Origin of the sequence: Stenotrophomonas oahuensis (assembly GCF_031834595.1) — a bacterium.
Taxonomy (GTDB): domain Bacteria; phylum Pseudomonadota; class Gammaproteobacteria; order Xanthomonadales; family Xanthomonadaceae; genus Stenotrophomonas; species Stenotrophomonas oahuensis.
Window position 1 is genome coordinate 3,783,813 of record NZ_CP115541.1, and the last position, 19,088, is coordinate 3,802,900.

Below are 19,088 nucleotides of genomic sequence, written 5' to 3' on the forward strand. Positions count from 1 at the left end.
GCCGTACCGGAGAGGTCCTGGGTGCCCTGTGTTTCATGGCCTCATTGACCCCCAGCCTGGTGCCGCGCGGCTACATCGCGCAGGGGCTGCTGAGTGGTGTGTGTTTCGCGATGGGCTACCTGCTGGGGGTCGGACTGTCCGGTGGCTGGCGTTTGTTGCAATTGCCGGAGCTGGGGCAGGGTCGACTGCAGCAGGTGTTGCGATGGTTGCCGCTTGTCTGTCTGCTTGGTTGTGCGGTGCTGGTGTGGTGGGTGCGCCCGTGGCAGGACGCGGTGCGTGCGGTGATGGGGCTGGCTCCCATGGAGCAGACTTACTCGCTGCGGCTGTTGCTGATCGCGCTGCTCACCTTCGCGGTGCTGTTGGCGGTGGGGCGGGCCTTTGTCTGGGTGGCGCGCCGTGTCGGCAGGGCCGCACGTCGGCGCGTTCCGGGACCCGTGGCCGGCGTGCTGGGCATCAGCGTGGCGGCGGTGCTGTTCTTCTTCCTGGCCAACGGCTTGTTGCTGCGTGGGGTGCTGCATCTGGCCGATGCGTCCTTTCGCCAGGCCGATGCGTTGATCCCGCCCGATCAGCGCGCCCCGACCGATGCGCTGCAGACCGGCGGACCGGGTTCCTGGGTGAGCTGGGAGCAGATGGGCCGTGCCGGCCGCGACTACGCCAGTAGTGGCCCCTCGGCGTCGGAGATAGCTGCCTTGATGGGGCGGCCGGCACTGCGCCCGGTGCGGGTGTACGTAGGCCTGCCAGCGGCGGACACGGCGCAGGCGCGGGCGCGGTTGGCGCTGCGCGAGCTGCAGCGGCAGGGCGGTTTCCAGCGCGGCACCTTGGTGGTGATCACGCCGACCGGAACGGGCTGGGTCGACCCGGCCGCGGTGGACAGCCTGGAGGTGCTGCTGCGCGGTGACGTGGCCAGCGTGGCGGTGCAGTACTCGTATTTGTCCAGCCCGCTGTCGCTGCTGGTGGAGCCGGAGTACGGCCAGGAGAGCGCGCAGGCGCTGTTCGCGGAGATCTACGGTTACTGGCGCACACTGCCGGAGCAGCAGCGGCCACGCCTGTACGTGCATGGGTTGAGCCTGGGCGCGATGAATTCCGAGCGCTCGGTGAACCTGTTCGATATGATCGATACCCCCATCCACGGCGCGCTGTGGAGCGGACCACCGTTCGCCACGCGCTACTGGCGGCAGGTCACCGACAGTCGGGTGGCCGGCTCTCCGGAGTGGCGGCCAGAGTTCCGTGACAGTCGCAGCGTACGCTTCATGAACCAGGAGGGCAGCGCGGTGCCGGCTGCTGCACCCTGGGGGCGCATGCGGGTGGTGTACCTGCAGTATGGAAGCGATGCGATCACCTTCTTCAGGGCGCAGGATGCGTGGCGGGAGCCGGAATGGATGGACGCGCCGCGGGCCCCGGACGTCGCGCCCGCCGTGCGCTGGTACCCGCTGGTGACCATGCTGCAGCTGGCGCTGGACATGCTGCTCGCCGACCGTACCCCGATGGGCTACGGACATGTATTCGCGCCCGCGCACTATGTACTGGGCTGGCGGGCCGTGCTGGGACTGGAGGACATGGATGCCGATACGGTCACGCGGCTGCAGCAGCAACTGGACGCGCGGCGGCGCGCGCAGCGCGATCAGACCGGGGGCGGTGGCTGAGTGGGTGCGTCGCGGTGCGTGCCGGGCAGGCGTGCAAGACGGTCGGTGACAGACAGCACCACCGCGGACAGCAGCAGCACGCAGTGCAGGATGGCCATCCAGCGAAGCACCTCCGGGTCCACCGGCTTGCCTTCCTCCAACTTCATGAAGATACGCAGCAGCGCGATCGCCGAAATGGCGGTGATCGAGCCCATCAGCTTCATCTTCATGCCGCTGAAATCGACCGTACCCATCCACGCCGGGCGCCGCTCATGGCCGGATTCGATGCGGGCCACGAAGTTCTCGTAGCCCGCCAGGATGACAATCAGGAGCAGGTTGGCGATCAACGACAGGTCGATCAGGGCCAGAGCCAGCAGCACGGCGTCTACCGGTCCGAGCGAAGCGATCCGCAGCAGGTGTTCGAACAGCTCGTGCAGAAACACCCACAGCAGCAGCAACAGTGCCACCACCAACCCGAAGTAGAACGGTGCCATGATCCAGCGGGCGTCGAACAGGCTGCGCGACATGGATCGGGCCAGCAGCCGACGCACCGCTCCCATCATGGCTCCGAGGTGGGCAGGTAGTCGCCGGGCCGGTCACTGACATCCGGACCGGTGTCCTCGACCACATCGGCGGGGCGATCAGAGCGTACGGTCGCCCGCATTTCCCGTCGCGCATCACGCAGACCGGTGCCGTCCAGAGGGCGGATGCGCATGATGCGACAGGACTGTGGCATCGCGACACTCACCGTACGCGGGATCACACTGTCCCACCGCGCGTTGACCGTTCCAAACGAGTTGGTGATCTGGACGGTGTGGGCAATGGCCAATCCGGTGCAGCGGCCGCGCAACTGCAGCAGGTAGCCACGGCTCTGGCTGATCCATACTGCCAATGCCCGGTCGCCGAGTGGCGTCCACTGCGTATGTCGGACGAACCGCGTCAGGCGGAAGGACTGCACCGGCGGACCCGCATGCTCGAAGTACAGCGCGATGCGCTGATCGGTGGTCATCGAAGGCGTGGTCGAGCACCCGACCAGCGCCAGGGTCATGCCTGCCAGAAGCGTCCGGATACGCATGGCCGTCGGCTCCGTTCAGCGACTGATGCGGGTGGTGACGCCGTCGCTGGAGACGCGGACGCGGTCGCCGACCCGGTAGTCCGCGGAACTGCCGTCCTGGGCCACGGCTACGGTGCGGCCGTTCTCCAGCTGCACGGTGATCTCGACGCCGTTGCGGGCCGAACGGGACAGCGCGTTACCCGCAGCACCGCCTGCGGCAGCACCGGCAATGGCACCCACCGCGTTGGCACGGCGCCCACCGCCGATGGTGCTGCCGGCGATGCCGCCAATGGCCGCGCCAGTGACGGTGGCCACGCCGCGCGAGTCGTTCTGGATCTGCACGTCACGGATGGCCTGGATCGTGCCCCATTCCACAGTCTGCGCACGACCCACCTCGGATCGGTTGAAGGTGCTGGGAGTGGTATGGGTGGAGCATGCGCCGGCCAGCAGTGTGGCGGCCAGCAGCGCGGGAAGAGTGATGGGGCGAAGCTTCATGATGCGTCTCCTGGAGCAGGGGAGAAAATGCGCGGTGCGTACACCGGCTGCCTTGGTGAAGGAGTATGCGCGTGGATCGGGCAGTGCGAATTCAGTGTTTCAGGCAGCCCCTCTCGGTATTTCTACTGCTTTCTACCTAAACGCGATCGCTTGCGCGTCTTCGGCGACTAGGATCAATTCATCTACCGTCGCGGAGAAGCTCACATGTCCAACGCCCCCGTCTATGGCGTCCACTCCGAGGTTGGAACCCTGCGCAAGGTGATGGTATGTGCGCCCGGGTTGGCGCACATGCGGCTGACACCGCGCAACAAGGACGACCTGCTGTTTGATGATGTGATCTGGGTCGACAACGCCAAGCGCGACCACTTTGACTTCATGTCGAAGATGCGCGATCGCGGTGTAGAGGTGGTGGAGATGCACAATCTTCTCGCCGAGACGGTCGAGATCGAAGAAGCACGCAACTGGATCCTGGACCACCAGATCAACGCCAATGAAGTGGGCGTGGAGTTCATGTCCGAGGTCCGCTCCTACCTGCAGGGGTTGCCTGCGCGGAAGCTCGCCGAAGTGCTGATCGGTGGCCTCAGCGTGGTCGACCTGCCCGAAGATTTCAGTGGTCCCACGCTGCAGGCCGTGCGCGAGGTGCCTGACCTGGTGGGCTACCTGCTGCCGCCGCTGCCGAACACGCTGTACACCCGCGACACCACCTGCTGGATCTACCAGGGCGTGACCCTGAATCCGCTGTATTGGCCGGCGCGGCATGAGGAGACCATTCTCACCACGTCCATCTACAAGTTCCATCCGGATTTCGCCTCGGCTGATTTCCCCATCTGGTTCGGCGACCCCACCCAGGACCATGGCAACGCCACCCTGGAAGGTGGCGACGTGCTGATTGCCGGCAATGGCATCGTGCTGATCGGCATGAGCGAACGCACCTCGCGCACCGCCATCACCCAGCTGGCGCAGTCGCTGTTCAAGAACAAAGCCGCCACCCGGGTGATCGTCGCGGTGATGCCGAAACTGCGCTCGGCGATGCATCTGGATACGGTGTTTACTTTCGCCGACCGCGATGTAGTGACGGTGTTCCCGGGCATTGTCGACCAGATCCATCCGGTCTCGCTGTACCCCAGCGACAAGGAACCCGGTTTCGAGATCGTGTTCGAGAAGGGCCACTTCAATGATGTGGTCGCCCAGGCATTGGGCTTCAAGAAGCTGCGCATCGTCGAATCCGGTGGCGACCGCTACGCCGCTGAACGCTCGCAGTGGGACAGCGGCAACAACCTGGTGGCGATGTCGCCCGGCGTCGTGGTGGCCTACGACCGCAGCACCGCCACCAACACCGGCCTGCGCAAGGAAGGCATCGAGGTGATCAGCATTGTCGGTGCCGAACTTGGACGTGGGCGCGGCGGCGGGCATTGCATGACCTGCCCGTTGATCCGCGACGCGGTGGCTTTCTAACAGCGGGAGTTGCCTGCGATGGGTATCCGTCGATCCAGGGCACAGTGCTGGCCGTGGTTGATCGTGTTGACCGTGGCGCTGGCCGGTTGCGGACGTGAGGACGGGCCAGCCGCCGGTCAGCGCCCCCCTGTGCGGGTGGACGTTGAAACCGTGACCGCGCAGGCGGTGCCCAATCTGGTGGAGCTGCCTGGCCGGGTTGAGGCCGCGCGTTCGGCCGAAGTGCGTGCGCGCGCCGACGGCATCGTCGAACGCCAGCTTTACGTGGACGGCACCGATGTGGCCGCCAACGCGCCCTTGTTCCGGATCGACCCGCGTGACCTGCAGGCACGGCTGCAGCAGGCGCGTGCCTCGCTGGCGTCGGCCAAGGCCGCGCGCGCGCAAACGGCCGCACTGCGTGCGCGGTTGTCGGCGCTGGTGCAGCGCAAGGCCGTCAGCGTGCAGGAGTACGAGTCGGCGCAAGCGTCGTTCCGGCAGGCGGATGCGGCACTGCTGGAAGCGCAGGCAGCGGTCGATCGCGCCACTCTACAGCTGGACCACGCCACCGTGCGTGCGCCGATTGCCGGGCGTGCCGGTCGCGCGCAGGTCAGCGAGGGGGCACTGGTCAGCGCCGTCGGGGCCACGCTGCTGACCCGGATCGACCAGCTCGACCCGGTGTTTGTGATCTTCAATCCCTCGCACATCGCCATGAACGAACTGGAGCGGGGCATTACGGCGGGACGCGTGGTGCTGGCCGATGACCGCAAGGTGGCGGTGACGGTGCTGCTGGATGACGGCACGCCCATTTCTACGCCGGGTGTGCTGGACTTCAGCGAAACCGCGATCGATCCGGCTACCGGCAGCCGCACCCTGCGTGCACGCCTGCCCAATGCCGAAGGGCGTTTGCTGCCGGGCCAGTTCGTGCGCGGCATCCTGACCGTTGGCACGGTACCGAACGGGATCAGCCTGCCGGAACGTGCCATCCAGGTGGGCGAAGACGAATCCAGCGTGATGGTGGTCACCGACGACGGCATCGCGATGCGGCGGCCGGTGATGCTGGCGGGGCAGTCGGGCGGGCGCTGGGTGGTGCAGTCAGGGCTGAAGCCCGGTGAGCGGGTCATCGTGGATGGCTGGCACAAGATCCAGCCGGGGCAACCGGTCAGCGTGGCGTCGCCCAAGGAAGCACCGCGATGAACCGCTACTTCGTCGACCGCCCGGTACTGGCCTGGGTGATCGCCCTGTTTGCGATCCTGTTCGGCACCATCGCGCTGAGCCGCCTGCCGGTGGAGCAGTACCCGGATGTGGCCCCGCCGTCACTGAGCATTTCGGCCACCTTCGTCGGGGCCGATGCACAGACGCTGGACCGCACCGTGACCTCGGTGATCGAGAATGAACTCAATGGCGTGGACGATTTTCTGTTCATGTCATCCACCAGCCGTGCGAATGGCACGGCGCAGATCCGGGTGACCTACCGCAGCGGCACCGACCTGGACGTGGCACGCGCGCAGCTGCAGGACCGTCTGGCACGGGTGGAGCCGCGTCTGCCCGACGAAGTGCGGCAGATGGGGGTGCGCGTCACCCAGGCCAGCAACGGATTCCTCATGTTGATCGCGCTGCAGTCGGAAGGCGACCAGTACTCGGCACTCGAGCTGGGTGACTTCGCCGCCAACAACGTGGCCGATGAACTGCGTCGCCTGCACGGCGTCGGCGACGTTTCCCTGTTTGGCTCCAGCTATGCCATGCGGATCTGGCTGGACCGCGAAAAGCTGCTGAGCTATGGCATCGCCCCGGGCGAAGTGATGGCCGCGATCCGTGAGCAGAACGCGCAGACTGCCGGTGGCGGGCTGGGCCTGCAGCCCACCACGGCCGAGACCGAAACCACCGCGCAGATCGTGCTGCGCGGCCGCTTCAGCACGCCCGAACAGTTCCGCCAGGTGATCCTGCGCGCCACGCCCGGCGCTGCCACTGTACGCGTGGGCGACGTGGCCCGGGTCGAGCTGGGGCAGGACACCTATGCGTTCAACCTCAGTCTTAATGGCCGTCCCACCGCCGGTCTGGCGGTGTCGCTGGCATCTGGGGCCAATGCGCTGTCGACCGCGACCGCCGTGCGTGAACGCCTGCAGCAGCTGGAGGCCAGCTTTCCCGAGGGCATGGTGTGGGTAACCCCGTTCGACACCACGCCGTTCATCACCGAATCGGTACGCGGCGTCGCCCTGACCATGGTGCAGTCGATGCTGCTGGTGTCGGTGGTGGTGCTGCTGTTCCTGCAGAGCTGGCGGGCGATGTTCCTGCCGACCCTGGTGGTGCCGATCTCGCTGCTGGGGGCCTGTGTCGGGCTGCTGGCACTGGGCGTGTCGATCAACCTGCTGTCGCTGTTCGCGATGGTGGTGGCGATCGGCATCCTCAACGACGACGCGATCGTGATCGTCGAGAACGTCGAGCGGATCATGCGCGAGGAAGACCTTCCCGCGCCCGATGCGACCGCGAAGGCGATGGGTCAACTGAGCGGGGCGATCATCGCCACCACTCTGGTGCTGCTGGCGGTGTTCATTCCGATGGGGTTTTTTCCGGGTTCGGCCGGCGGCATCTACCGGCAGTTCGCCGTGACATTGAGCGTGTCGCTGGTGGTATCGACCGTGCTGTCGCTGACCCTGGCTCCGGCAATCTGCGCGGCGATGCTGCGGCCGCGCGCCGAAACAGCGCGAAAAGGCCCGGTGCAGCGCGTGTTCGCATCGATCAATGCGGGCCTGGAGCGCAGCAGCCAGGGCTACGCCAGTGGCGTCGGGCGGATGTTGCTGCGGCCTTGGCTATGGATCGCGGTATTCGTGATCGTGGTGGTGATCACCGCGCTGCTTTACCTTCGACTGCCCGGTGGCTTCTTGCCGGACGAGGACCAGGGTTACCTGTTCGTGGCCTACAACGCCGCGCCGGGTGCCACCATGGCACGTACCCGCGCCGCCGCGGAGCAGGCCGAGGCGATCCTTCGTCGCCAGCCAGAGGTACGCAACGTGGCCACGGTGGTCGGCTTCAGCTTCTTTGGTCAGGGCCAAGCGGTGGGCATGTCGTTCGTCGACCTGCATCCGTGGGCCGAGCGCGGCGGGCGGGAGCAGGGCGCGATGGCGTTGGCGCAACGGATGAATGCGGCGTTCTCACAGATTCCGCAGGCACAGGTATTCGCACTGAACCCTCCGGCGATCCAGGCATTAGGCAACGCCTCGGGCTTCAGCATGAAGCTGGAAGATCGCGCCGGTGTCGGCAGCAGCGGGCTCAATGCTGCGGCGATGACGATGACCGCGCAGGCGGCCGCCAGCCCGCTGCTGGCCGGCGTTCGCCCCGAAGGCATGCCGCGCGCACCGCAGCTGTTCGTGGACATCGACCGCACCCAGGCGCGCGCGCTAGGGGTGCCGCTGAGCCAGGCCAACCAGGCACTGGGCATTCTGTTCGGGTCGGCGTACGTCAATGACTTCGTCCGCCAGGGCAATGTGTTGCGGGTATTCGTGCAGGCCGATGCCGCGCAGCGCATGCGCGCCGAGGATGTCAGCGACCTGCGCGTGATCGGCAGCCAAGGGCAGTCGGTTCCGCTCTCGGCGTTCGCGCGTACGCGTTGGACGGTGGGGGAGCAGCAGGTAGAACGCTATAACGGCTTCCTGTCCGCCACGGTATCGGGGCAGGGGGCACCGGGTGTCTCCAGCGGCGCAGCGATGCGGGAGATGGAGCGCATCGCGGGCGACGTGCTGCCGGCAGGCGTGCGCTTTGAATGGACCGGTACCGCACGCGAAGAGCAGGAAGCGTCTGGCCAGGTCGGGTTGCTGCTGGGTCTGGCCTTTGTGGTGGCGTTCCTGCTGCTGGCCGCCTTGTACGAAAGCTGGATCACCCCGGTGATCGTGCTGCTGGTGGTGCCGCTGGGCATTCTGGGGGCGGTGCTGTTCACGGCCGCGCGTGGCATGTCGGCGGACGTGTACTTCACTGTGGGGCTGGTGACCATCATCGGCCTGGCGGCCAAGAACGCCATTCTGATCGTGCAGTTCGGGCTGGATGAGGAGGCGCAGGGCGTGCCCCCGCGCGAGGCGATTCTGCGCGCCGCACACCAGCGCCTGCGTCCGATCCTGATGACCAGCCTGACCTTCATCGTCGGCATGGTGCCGCTGGTGATTGCCACCGGTGCGGGTGCCGCCAGCCGACAGGCGGTGGGCACCGGTGTGCTGGGCAGCATGCTCAGTGCGACCGTGCTGGGCATCTTCTTCACGCCGCTGTTCTACTACCTGCTGCGACGCAGGTCGGCGGAGAAGGCCGATGCGTAGCCGGCCTGCACGTGCCTGGATATTGGCGCTGGCAGCAACCGCGCTGTGCGGCTGCAATCTTGCGCCGCCGTACGTGCGCCCCGAGGTTGCGGTGCCGGCGTCCTACCTGACCTCGGGCGAGGTGCCGGTGCAGGACAGCGGCACGAACGCGCCGGCCATCGGCTGGTCCGCCTATTTCCAGGACCCGGTGCTGCAGGGCCTGATTGAACAGGCGCTGCGCAACAACCGGGATCTGGCCGCGGCCGTGGCACGCATGGAACAGGCCCGCGCACAATTCCGCATCCAGCGCAGCCAACGGCTGCCTGGACTGGAAATCAGCGGCTCAGGCCAACGCCTGCGCACCCCCGTGAGCGCAGCGGATGGCGCGGCCAGGGTGACCGTGGACAGCTATGCCGTGCAGGTGGGCATCCCCGCGTTCGAGCTGGACTTCTGGGGACGCGTGGCCAATCTCAGCGAAGCCGCGCGCCGCCAGTACCTGGCCACTGCTGAAGCGCGTGATGCGGCCGCGCTGAGTCTGATCGCGACCGTGGCCGCCACTTACTACGCCGTGCGCGCCAGCGAAGCCGGGATCGTGCTGGCCGAGCGCTCACTGGCCAGTCGGCAGGAAACGCGTGAACTGGCGCAACTGCGCATGGATGCCGGCCTCACTTCTTCGGTGGACTTCAACCAGTCGTATGCATTGGTGACACAGGCCGAAGTCCAGCTGGCTGAGCTGCGACGCAGCCATGGCCAGGCGGTGCAACTGCTGCAGTTCCTTGTGGCCACTCCGCTACCTCCGACGTTGCCTGCAGGACGGCCTCTGGAGCCGGATGCGCAACTGGCCCGACTGCAACCCGGGCTGCCATCGGAGCTGCTGGAGGCACGCCCGGACGTGCGCCTGGCCGAGCAGCAGCTGCGCGCTGCCAATGCCAACATTGGTGCGGCGCGCGCCCTGTACTTTCCGCTGATCGCGCTGACCGGGGCAGGGGGCTACGCCTCCAGCGATCTTTCCGGGCTGGTGTCGGACAGCAACCGGGTGTGGTCGTTCGGGGCCGGCGCGGTGTTGCCGCTGCTGGACTGGGGCGCACGCCGGGCACGCGTTGACGCAGCGGTAGCCACCCGCGACGAACGCGAAGTGAGTTACCAGTCCACGGTGCAGAACGCCTTCCGCGAGGTGGCCAGCGGCCTGGTCGCCGCCGAACAGAACGACCGCCAGATCGCGGCGCAGCTGCAGGCGGTGCAGGTACAGCAGGCCTTGGTGGAGACCGCACAGGATCGCTACGAGGTGGGCCTGACCCCTTATCTGGAGGTGCTGGATGCCGAGCGCAACCACTTCACCGCCGAACAAGCGCTGCTGCAACTGCGTGCAAGCGCCTTGCAGGACGCTGTGAACCTCTATGCCGCACTGGGTGGCGGCCAACTGACGAGGAGCCCCTGATGCGCCTTCCACTCTTCCTGCTGTGCCTGGCCAGCGTTGCATTGCCCGGCACCGTTGCAGCCCAGACCCGCGATGCCGACCAGGATGCGGAGATCCAGCGCCTGCGCCAGACCGTTGAACAGCTGACCGCGCGGATCCAGGCGCTGGAAGGGGGGCAGACCACGAGCACACCCTCGGCAGCGCCGGTTGGCGTGGCTGCGGCACCCGGCGCCGCCAGCGCGCCAGCGGTGGTGCCGGCCGCTCCAGCTGCGGTGGCCACGCCGACGGTGTTGAACGTCAGCATCTCGCCGCTGCCGCCACGCGATCCGTTCGACGAGGACGATCAGGCCGCTGCACGCATGGACAACGAGGTGCCACCGGGTGATGAACTGGAAGGCTTCTTCGCGTTGCCGGGCACCTCCACCTGGTTGCGCCTCAGCGGCTACGCCAAGCTGGATGCGATGTATGACGACGGCGATGCGGGCGACAGCGATATGTTCATTACCTCTGAGATCCCGGTCGACGGCGGTCGTGACAAAGCACGCTTCAACATGCACGCACGGCAGACCCGGTTCACCATCGAAGCGCGCCGCGACACCGGTGCCGGGCCGCTGCGCTTCGTGCTGCAGAACGATTTCTTCGGCTCTGGCGGCAGCTATGGTTACCGCCTGCGCCATGCGTACGGGCAGCTGGGCAATACCTATGCGGGCTTTGGCTGGTCGGCGTTCATGGACCTGGACTCCGGCCCGGACACCCTGGACTTTGCCGGCCCCGGTGCTTCGCCGTCGGCCCGTCTGGCCAGCATCCGCCAGTACATTCCGTTGCGCGGCGGCAACCAGCTGATCATTGCCGCCGAACACCGGCCGCCCGAGCTGCAGCTGGACGGCGCGACCCAGCAGTCGCGGACCGCCGCACCCAACCTGGTGCTGGCCGCACGGCACGAAGCCGACTGGGGCAGCGTGCAGCTGGCCGGGGTGCTGCGTTACCTGGCGTTCGATTCGGCGCGCAACAGTGGCGAAGGCAGCGACAGCACCACCGCCGGCGGGCTGGCCTTCAGTGGCACCTGGGGAGGCAGCAGCGGCAGCTATTTCGTGTTCGGCGCGGTGGGCGGGCAGGGCATCGCCGCCTATCTGGGCGACCTGGGCGGGTTGAACCTGGACGGGGTGGTGGACGCGGACAACCACCTGCAGACTCTGCAGCAGTACGGCGGCTGGGTGGGCTACACGCACCGCTGGTCGCAGCGTTGGCATTCCACCCTGACCTGGAGCCGGCTGTACCTGGAGCGCGATGCGTTGCTGGATCCTTCCGTGTTCCGGCGCAGCGACTATGCCGCGGCCAATCTGATCTGGCAGCCGGCCCCGAGCTGGAGCTGGGGTGCGGAAGTGCTGTACGGCAAGCTGGAGGAACAGGGTGGTGCCAGCGCCGATGTGTTCCGTGTACAGACCGCGTTGAAGTACGACTTCATCAAGTAGGAGGGTGTCATGAGCAGGCAGTGCACCGGACGCTGGCAGCTGTTGGCATGGGCGGTCGCGGTGGGCTGCGTCTCACCGGCGCTCGCCCAGGACGCCATGCTCGGCACGCTGCTTGAGGAACCCGGCAGCGCTGGGCTGGGGTTCCTGATGCGGGTGGAGTCGTCGCCGTACAAAGGGGCGGATGACCGCGTCGACCTGCTGCCGCTGTATCTGTATGAAGGCGAGCGCTTCTTCTTGCGCTCCAATGCCGCCGGCGTCCGCCTGGCCACCCAGGAAGACCAGGGGATGGAGCTGTTCGTCGAGCGAAGGCTGGAAGGCTACCCCGAAGACGAAACGCCGGAGATTCTTGAAGGACTTCGCACCCGCAATGGCGAAGCCGACCTTGGCGCGCGTTACTACTGGAAGCAGCAGGGCCACACCTGGGATCTGAGTGTACGCCAGGACATCTCGAGCACCTCCAAAGGAACGGAACTACGTGCGGGCTATGGCTATCTGTGGCGTGGCCAGCGCTGGGACGTGCAGCCGGTGCTGAGCCTGGAATGGCGCAGTTCCAAACTCAATGATTACTACTTCGGCATTGAGCCGTATGAGTCCACGGCAGAGCATCCTGCCTATGCCGCCGGTTCCGGCCTCGACGTGACAGCTGGCCTGTACGCGCGCTATCGCTTCCTCCAGCACTGGAGCCTGCTCGGTGGGGTATATGCCACCCAGCAATCCAGCTCGGTCCGCAACAGCCCGCTGGTCGATGACCGCGTGCAATGGGGGGCGCTGCTGGGCGCGGCGTACGACTTCGGCAACGGCCAGGTGCGCTGGGACGAACCCACGTCGCCCACCTACGTCAAAGTGTTCTACGGTCGCGATTCGGCCGACGGCTGCCACATGGTCAAGATCATGACCTTCAGCTGCACCGACCTCAACGACGTCGACCCGACCGACATCTGGGGCGTGCATGTGGGCAGACCGTTTGTTTCTGAATTGAACGGCTGGCCGCTGGACCTGGTCGGCTATGTGGGCGTGCTGCGCCACGACGAGAAGGGCCATCAGCCGGATTCCTGGCAGATCGATGCTTACATGAAGGGGTTCTACTACGGCTTCCCGTGGTCACATCGGGTCAAGACCCGGATCGGCTTCGGCTTCGGGCTCTCCTATGCCGAGCGGGTGCCCTATGCCGAAGTGCAGTCGCAGGCACGCCGCGAACGCAATACCTCCAAGCTGCTGAACTACCTGGACCCCAGCATCGACGTCAGCCTGGGTGACATCTTCGGCAGCCGGCGCTGGCACGACATGTATCTGGGCGTGGGCATCTCGCACCGCTCCGGCATCTTCGGCTCGTCGCAGATGCTGGGCACGGTGGATGGCGGCTCCAACTACATCTACGCCTATCTGGAGGCCGCGCTCTAGCGCGGCACTGAATCCGGCTTCGGGTCGCGCTCGTGACGGGCCAGCAGGGCGATGGCGATGTAAGCCAATCCCATCGCCAGCATCGCCAAACCGACACCCCATGACGCCGCGGCCCGCCCGGCCCAGGCAACACCGGTGACACAGATCACTGCGGCGACCAGTGCGATTACCCCGGAGACCAGCGAGATCCAGCGTCGGCCACCGTCACTGAATCCAAACGCGAGGCTGAACTGGGCCAGCGCCTGGACGGCCAGTACCGCGGCAACCGTGGTGGCAACCGCATAAGCTGCCCATTCCGGGTGGGTGTAGATGGCAATGCCGCCAATGATCTGTGCTGCACCGAGCGCAATGGTCATGGCAAAGCTGGGCAGGCCGCGCAGCAGGAAGGCCTGCGACAGCTGCAGGGCACCGGCAATGACCAGCAGCGCGGCGACCAACACGGTCATCGTGCGTACCAGCAGGGAGGCGGCATACAAGCCCACGATGCCGACCAGAACCAGCAGCACCCCCAGTATCAGCAAACGGCGCCAGTGCACCTTCATGGCCACGCCAATGGAACCGGGTTCGCGGCCGAGGCGGGAGAAGACGGTCATGCCGGTGCTCCAAGCGATGGACTGAGTGCCATTAGGGCGCTGCATTTACGTGGCTGCAAGCGCGTTGCGTCATTCACTGGCGGTCAGTCGGTAGAAGTACTGAGTGTTGACCATGCCTGGCGGTCGGAGGCGGGTATACCGTGAACGGGTCTGGATCGAGGCGTTGCTGCCATGCCGCACCATCTGCTCCGTTTGCTGGCCCACGCGCTGGCATGCATCGGTGTATTGATCGCGATGCCCATTGCTGCACAGCAATCCGCCTCGCCGGAGGTGGCCCCCGCCACGCTGTTTACCAACGTGCGCATATTCGATGGAACCCACGCCCAGCTGACGCCACCGCGCCACGTGCTGGTGGAAGGGAACCGCATCAGCCGCATCTCCGCCACGCCGTTGGAAGCTGCTGGTGCACGCCGTATCGAGGGCAACGGGCGCACCCTGATGCCCGGCCTGATCGATGTGCACTGGCACAGCATGTTTGCCGCCGTTCCGATCCAGACGGCGATGAGCGCGGACAACGGCTACCTGAACATCGTGGCGGCCGCTGAATCCCGCCGGACGCTGTTGCGCGGCTTCACCACGGTGCGCGACGTCGGCGGTGCCGTGTTTGGATTGAAGGCCGCGATTGATGCCGGGCAGGCGGAAGGCCCGCGCATTTTTCCGTCTGGCGCGATGATCACGGTCACCAGCGGCCACGGCGACTTCCGTGATGCTTCAGACCTGCCGCGCGCGGTTGGGCAACCCGGCTCGCGCCATGACGTGGTGGGCGACAGCGCGATTGCCGATACCCCGGATGAAGTGCGGGTTCGCGTACGCGAAATGCTGATGCGGGGTGCCAGCCAGATCAAGCTGACCGCCGGCGGTGGCGTGTCATCCCCCCACAGTCCGCTGGACGTGGTGTCATTCAGTGAGCCCGAGCTGCGCGCCGCCCAGGATGCGGCGCGGGACTGGGGCACCTATGTGACCGTCCACGCCTATACGCCCGAAGCGATCACGCGTGCCATCCGTGCCGGCATCCCCTGCATCGAACATGCCAGCCTGATGGACGACGCCACCGCACGCCTCATGCGCGACCGGGGCATCTGGTTGAGCACGCAGCCCCTGCCACCGGAGCTGGCCAATGCGTTCCCGCCCGACTCGGACCAATGGCACAAGGCCCAGGAAGTGTTTGCCGGCACCGAACAGACCTATGCACTGGCGAAGAAGTACCGCCTGAAGACCGCGTTCGGCACCGACGTGCTGTTCTCCCGGGCCCTGGCCGCGCGACAGAATCATATTCTGGCCAGCCTGACGCGCTGGTACACGCCCGCGGAGACGCTGATCATGGCAACCGGCACCAATGCGCAACTCTTGACGCTCTCAGGCAAGCGCAGCCCTTACGCGGGTCGCCTGGGCGTGGTGGAGGAGGGGGCCCTGGCCGACCTGCTGCTGGTCAATGGCGACCCCCTGAGCGATATCAGTGTGATCACCGACCCGGCGCGCAACTTCGAGGTGATCATGAAGGACGGGGTGCTGGTAAAAGGGTTGCCGTAGCGCAGGTCAGCTGCCGACCGACATGCCGAATCCGCCGCTGGCTTTGAAGCTCAGCACCAGCTGGGCGACTCGCCAGGAGATGAATGCGTAGGTGCAGCAGAGGACGATCTGAAGGACCAGATGCCACTTGAGGCGACTCAACCGCCAGATCCCGTCGAACAGGTTGAGCAGAAGCAGGCAAACGCCGATGGCGGTCACCACGTAGCCCACCGCGGTCGGGTGCGCCAGATCCAGCTCGGCTGGACCGGTACGGACCACCTCCAGCCCCGCCGCCGTTACCAGCGAGGACACGGCCAGGTTGCGTGTGTTCTCAAAGATCAGACGCAGCACGCCATCGTCAAAGAGCAGCGTCGCAATGCGCCTCAGGGGGGCTGGCAGCATGGGCAGCACCTTCGATCAGGAACCATCGGAAATACAGGGTTGCGTGCCTGACATTAAGCCGGTGTGGAGTGCCTGGTCAGCATTGGGTGACTGCGTCGTTCACTGGCACATCACCCGTAGAACTACTGACGCGATGAGCTGGGCCATTGCGCATGCTCAGCTTTACACGCCACCGGCGCGACACTCCCTGCACGGGTGCCTTCATGGATCTTCCCGCCAGCTATCCAACGCTGCCTCCTTGGCTGCTTACCTTGTGTTTCCTGCTGGCGCTGCTGGTCGCGCGTGAGATCGGCGCGGCGGTATCGCGCCGGCAGCGGCGACGGCACCCGGCGCGGACGTCTGCGCCGGAGGAGGGCAAGGACGACGACGCATTCGCGATGACGTCCGTGCTGGGGTTGCTGGCGCTGCTGATCGGCTTCACGTTCTCGCTGTCGCTCGGGCGCTATGACGAGCGCCGTCAGCTGGTGGTGCAGGAAGCCAATGCGCTGGGAACCACGTGGCTGCGAACCGATCTGCTGGATGGCAACGACCGGACCCGAATGCAGGACGTGCTGCGGCGCTACGTGGATGCACGTGTCGACTTTGCCAATGCGCGTACCGGCGAAGAAGAGGTCCAGCAGAACGCCCGTTCAGTGGCACTGCAGGATGAGCTGTGGCAGGCGTTGGTCGCCGGCACCCAGAGCTTCCGTGATACCCCGCGCGCGTCGCTGTTGTTCACAACGACCAATGAATCCATTGACCTGGCCGCCGAACGCTTCGCCGCTCGGCAGGACCACATTCCGCCCCGCATCCTGCGCATGCTGCTGCTGTTCGCGGTACTCGCAGCGGGGCTGGTGGGGTACGAACGCCCGCACCAGCGACGCAGCACGTTGCTGCTGCTTCTGCTGCTGACATTGGCGGTCGGACTGATTCTGGACCTTGATCGGCCCAGCACCGGTATCACCCAGGTGCCGCAGGAGCCGATGCTGGACCTGCAGCGCAGCCTGCGTGACGGGGAGGCACCGTGACGCACGCCTCGTGCCTTGGCGTTCTGCTAAGCCTGCTTGGGACGGTCGCGGCTTGTCCGGTTGCCGCGCAGGAGCACAGCGCCGACGAGCTGGCCAAGAAACTGTCCAACCCTGTCGCGGCCCTGATCAGCGTTCCCTTCCAATACAACTATGACCAGACCTATGGTCAGGATGGCTACAGGCACAACCTCAATATCCAGCCGGTCGCTCCGTTCTCGATGGGTGAACACTGGAACGTCATCTCGCGCACCATCCTACCGGTGACCTATCAGAAGGATGTGGTGCCGGGCACCGATCAGGCCGGCATCGGCGACATCACCCAGAGTTTCTTCTTTTCGCCCAAGGAGGCCGGTTCATCCGGGGTGATCTGGGGCATCGGGCCAGCGCTGTTGATACCCACCGGCACCGACGACCTGGGCGCAGATACGTGGGCCGCCGGACCGACGGTAGTCTTGCTGAAGCAGGAAAAGAGCTGGACGTACGGGGCCCTGATGAATCACCTGGCCGACGTGGCGGGCACCGGCAGCCGTCGTGCCGACATCAGCTCGACCTTCCTTCAGCCGTTTCTGTCCAAAGCCTACAGCGGCGGCCGCACGCTGACCTTCAACGTGGAATCGACCTACGACTGGAAGGCCAGCCAATGGACCGTGCCGCTGAACATTCAATATTCCAAGGTGAGCAAGCTGGGCAACCAGATGCTCAGTTTCCAGGGCGGCGTACGGGTGTACCTGGAAACGCCACGTGGTGGGCCGGACTGGGGTCTGCGGCTGGGAATCACCTTGCTCTTCCCGCGCTGAAGAAGCGCTCCGGGGCCCGCCCCGTCTGGCACAGGAGTTGTCATCATGGCTGCAAAGAAACGACCGTCGACCGGCAGTTCGCGCAAGCCGAAGACCCCAAGCCCTCCCAGCCGGCCGAATGTGCTGGTGATGTGGGGGGATGACATTGGCCAATCCAATCTGAGCTGTTACACCAAAGGGGTAATGGGTTACCGGACCCCCAACATCGACCGCATCGCACACGAAGGCGTGATCTTCACGGATGCCTATGCCGAGCAGAGCTGCACGGCCGGCCGTGCGTCGTTCATTACCGGTCAGTGCGGCCTGCGGACAGGGCTGACCAAGGTCGGCCTGCCAGGAGCATCCCTGGGACTGAAGGCAGAAGACATCACCATTGCCGAGGCTCTGAAGCCGCTGGGCTACCGCACCGGCCAGTTCGGCAAGAATCACCTGGGTGACCGCGACGAACACCTGCCGACCGCGCACGGTTTCGACGAGTTCTTCGGAAATCTCTATCACCTCAACGCCGAAGAAGAGCCTGAGGAGGTGGACTACCCCAACCCCAAGGAGTTTCCGGAGTTCCGCAAGAAGTACGGCCCGCGTGGTGTGCTCCACTGCTGGGCAGACGGGAAGGGTGGGCAGAAGATCCAGAACACCGGACCGCTGACGCGCAAGCGTATGGAAACAGTGGATGAGGAGTTCCTGGCTGCGGCCAAGGCATTCATACAGGCGGCGCACGATGCTGGGGAACCCTTCTTTGTCTGGTTCAACACCACGCACATGCATGCCTGGACCCACATCAAACCGGAGAGCCGTGGCCAGTCGGGCCGCTGGCAGTCTGAATATCACGATGTAATGATCGATCACGACCGGTGCATCGGGGAAATGCTGGATTTTCTTGACGAACTGGGAATCGCAGACAACACCTTCGTGCAATACAGCACGGACAACGGTCCGCACATGAACACCTGGCCCGATGCGGGCATGACTCCGTTCCGGTCGGAGAAAAACACCAGCTGGGAAGGCGCGTATCGGGTGCCCTGCATGGTGCGCTACCCGGGTTACATCGAAGCGGGCACGGAGAGCAATGCAATCGTCAGTCATCTGGACTGGTTCCCGACCATCCTGGCCCTGGCCGGTGATGCCACCATCGCGACGAAACTGAAGAAGGGTCTGAAGATCGGCAGGAAGACCTTCAAGGTGCACCTGGACGGTCACAACCTGCTGCCGTACCTGACCGGCGAGGTGGAAGAGTGCCCGCGCAAGGGCTTCATCTACTTCACGGACGAGGGTGACGTTGCCGCACTTCGCTACGACAACTGGAAGATGCTGTTCCTGGAACAGCGTGTGGAGACGACCCTGAAGATCTGGCTGGAGCCGTTCATCGTGCTGCGCACGCCTTACATCTTCAATCTGCGCATGGATCCGTATGAACGGGCACAGCAGACATCCAATACGTTCTATGACTGGATGTTCCGGCACATCTTCCTGCTGGTGCCTGCACAGGCCGGGGTGGCGGAGTTCCTGGGTACGTTCAAGGAGTTCCCGCCCCGGCAGAAGGCGGCCAGCTTCAGTCTTGACCAGGTCCTGGCCAAGATGACGGAAGCCTCGACCGGAGGCTGAGCACCG

The 19,088-nt window shown here is 65.6% G+C and carries 16 protein-coding genes; 11 read left to right on the forward strand and 5 right to left on the reverse strand.

Translation table 11 applies throughout. From position 1 onward, the window contains the following. Positions 1–35: 35 nt before the first annotated feature. Positions 36–1,643, forward strand: coding sequence for an alpha/beta hydrolase (locus PDM29_RS16915; protein WP_311191218.1), 1,608 nt, complete (start codon positions 36–38; stop codon positions 1,641–1,643). Here the strand turns inward: PDM29_RS16915 and PDM29_RS16920 are convergent. The 3 genes from PDM29_RS16920 to PDM29_RS16930 are packed head-to-tail and all read right to left on the reverse strand — an operon-like array spanning position 1,622 to position 3,171. Further along, positions 1,622–2,149: a YqhA family protein gene (locus PDM29_RS16920; protein WP_311191219.1), complete on the reverse strand. Its 528-nt coding sequence runs from the start codon at positions 2,147–2,149 to the stop codon at positions 1,622–1,624. The two genes, PDM29_RS16915 and PDM29_RS16920, sit on opposite strands and share 22 nt — an antisense overlap. A 32-nt stretch (positions 2,150–2,181) precedes the next feature. After that, positions 2,182–2,697 carry a DUF6491 family protein gene (locus PDM29_RS16925; RefSeq protein ID WP_311191220.1) on the reverse strand — a complete coding sequence of 172 codons (516 nt, stop codon included), beginning with the start codon at positions 2,695–2,697 and terminating at the stop codon, positions 2,182–2,184. A 15-nt stretch (positions 2,698–2,712) separates the two neighbouring features. After that, on the reverse strand, positions 2,713–3,171 hold the full coding sequence (locus PDM29_RS16930) for an outer membrane lipoprotein (protein ID WP_311191221.1): 459 nt from the start codon (positions 3,169–3,171) through the stop codon (positions 2,713–2,715). A 204-nt stretch (positions 3,172–3,375) separates the two neighbouring features. Here PDM29_RS16930 and arcA point away from each other — a divergent pair, with 204 nt between their 5' ends. The 6 genes from arcA to PDM29_RS16960 are packed head-to-tail and all read left to right on the forward strand — an operon-like array spanning position 3,376 to position 13,172. After that, positions 3,376–4,626: an arginine deiminase gene (arcA, locus tag PDM29_RS16935; RefSeq protein WP_311191222.1), complete on the forward strand. Its 1,251-nt coding sequence runs from the start codon at positions 3,376–3,378 to the stop codon at positions 4,624–4,626. Positions 4,627–4,644: 18 nt separating this feature from the next. Beyond that, positions 4,645–5,796: an efflux RND transporter periplasmic adaptor subunit gene (locus PDM29_RS16940; RefSeq protein ID WP_311191223.1), complete on the forward strand. Its 1,152-nt coding sequence runs from the start codon at positions 4,645–4,647 to the stop codon at positions 5,794–5,796. Further along, a complete protein-coding gene (locus PDM29_RS16945) occupies positions 5,793–8,903 on the forward strand; it encodes a multidrug efflux RND transporter permease subunit (RefSeq protein WP_311191224.1) in 3,111 nt (1,036 codons plus the stop codon). Before PDM29_RS16940 ends, PDM29_RS16945 begins: the two co-directional genes overlap by 4 nt. Beyond that, entirely contained in the window at positions 8,896–10,320 is a 1,425-nt protein-coding gene (locus PDM29_RS16950) for an efflux transporter outer membrane subunit (RefSeq protein WP_311191225.1), read from the forward strand. Before PDM29_RS16945 ends, PDM29_RS16950 begins: the two co-directional genes overlap by 8 nt. Then, entirely contained in the window at positions 10,320–11,771 is a 1,452-nt protein-coding gene (locus PDM29_RS16955; protein WP_311191226.1) for a DcaP family trimeric outer membrane transporter, read from the forward strand. The genes PDM29_RS16950 and PDM29_RS16955 overlap by 1 nt, the downstream gene beginning before the upstream one ends. Positions 11,772–11,780: 9 nt before the next feature. Beyond that, positions 11,781–13,172: a MipA/OmpV family protein gene (locus tag PDM29_RS16960; protein ID WP_311191227.1), complete on the forward strand. Its 1,392-nt coding sequence runs from the start codon at positions 11,781–11,783 to the stop codon at positions 13,170–13,172. Here the strand turns inward: PDM29_RS16960 and PDM29_RS16965 are convergent. Further along, on the reverse strand, positions 13,169–13,765 hold the full coding sequence (locus PDM29_RS16965; protein WP_311191228.1) for a DUF308 domain-containing protein: 597 nt from the start codon (positions 13,763–13,765) through the stop codon (positions 13,169–13,171). The genes PDM29_RS16960 and PDM29_RS16965 overlap by 4 nt on opposite strands. Positions 13,766–13,936: 171 nt before the next feature. Between PDM29_RS16965 and PDM29_RS16970 the strand changes: the two genes are divergently transcribed. Beyond that, the gene (locus PDM29_RS16970; RefSeq protein WP_311191229.1) at positions 13,937–15,295 is read left to right on the forward strand and encodes a metal-dependent hydrolase family protein; all 1,359 of its coding nucleotides are present in this window, start codon (positions 13,937–13,939) and stop codon (positions 15,293–15,295) included. A gap of 6 nt (positions 15,296–15,301) precedes the next feature. Here the strand turns inward: PDM29_RS16970 and PDM29_RS16975 are convergent, their stop codons facing one another. Further along, a complete protein-coding gene (locus PDM29_RS16975) occupies positions 15,302–15,676 on the reverse strand; it encodes a hypothetical protein (protein WP_311191230.1) in 375 nt (124 codons plus the stop codon). Between the two features lie 203 nt (positions 15,677–15,879). Here PDM29_RS16975 and PDM29_RS16980 point away from each other — a divergent pair, with 203 nt between their 5' ends. The 3 genes from PDM29_RS16980 to PDM29_RS16990 are packed head-to-tail and all read left to right on the forward strand — an operon-like array spanning position 15,880 to position 19,082. Next, entirely contained in the window at positions 15,880–16,683 is an 804-nt protein-coding gene (locus PDM29_RS16980; RefSeq protein ID WP_311191231.1) for a bestrophin-like domain, read from the forward strand. Next, positions 16,680–17,480, forward strand: a complete 801-nt coding sequence (locus PDM29_RS16985) for a transporter (RefSeq protein ID WP_311191232.1) — start codon at positions 16,680–16,682, stop codon at positions 17,478–17,480. The genes PDM29_RS16980 and PDM29_RS16985 overlap by 4 nt, the downstream gene beginning before the upstream one ends. 45 nt (positions 17,481–17,525) lie before the next feature. Then, complete coding sequence (locus tag PDM29_RS16990; RefSeq protein WP_311191233.1) at positions 17,526–19,082, forward strand: arylsulfatase; 1,557 nt, start codon at positions 17,526–17,528, stop codon at positions 19,080–19,082. Positions 19,083–19,088 lie beyond the last annotated feature (6 nt).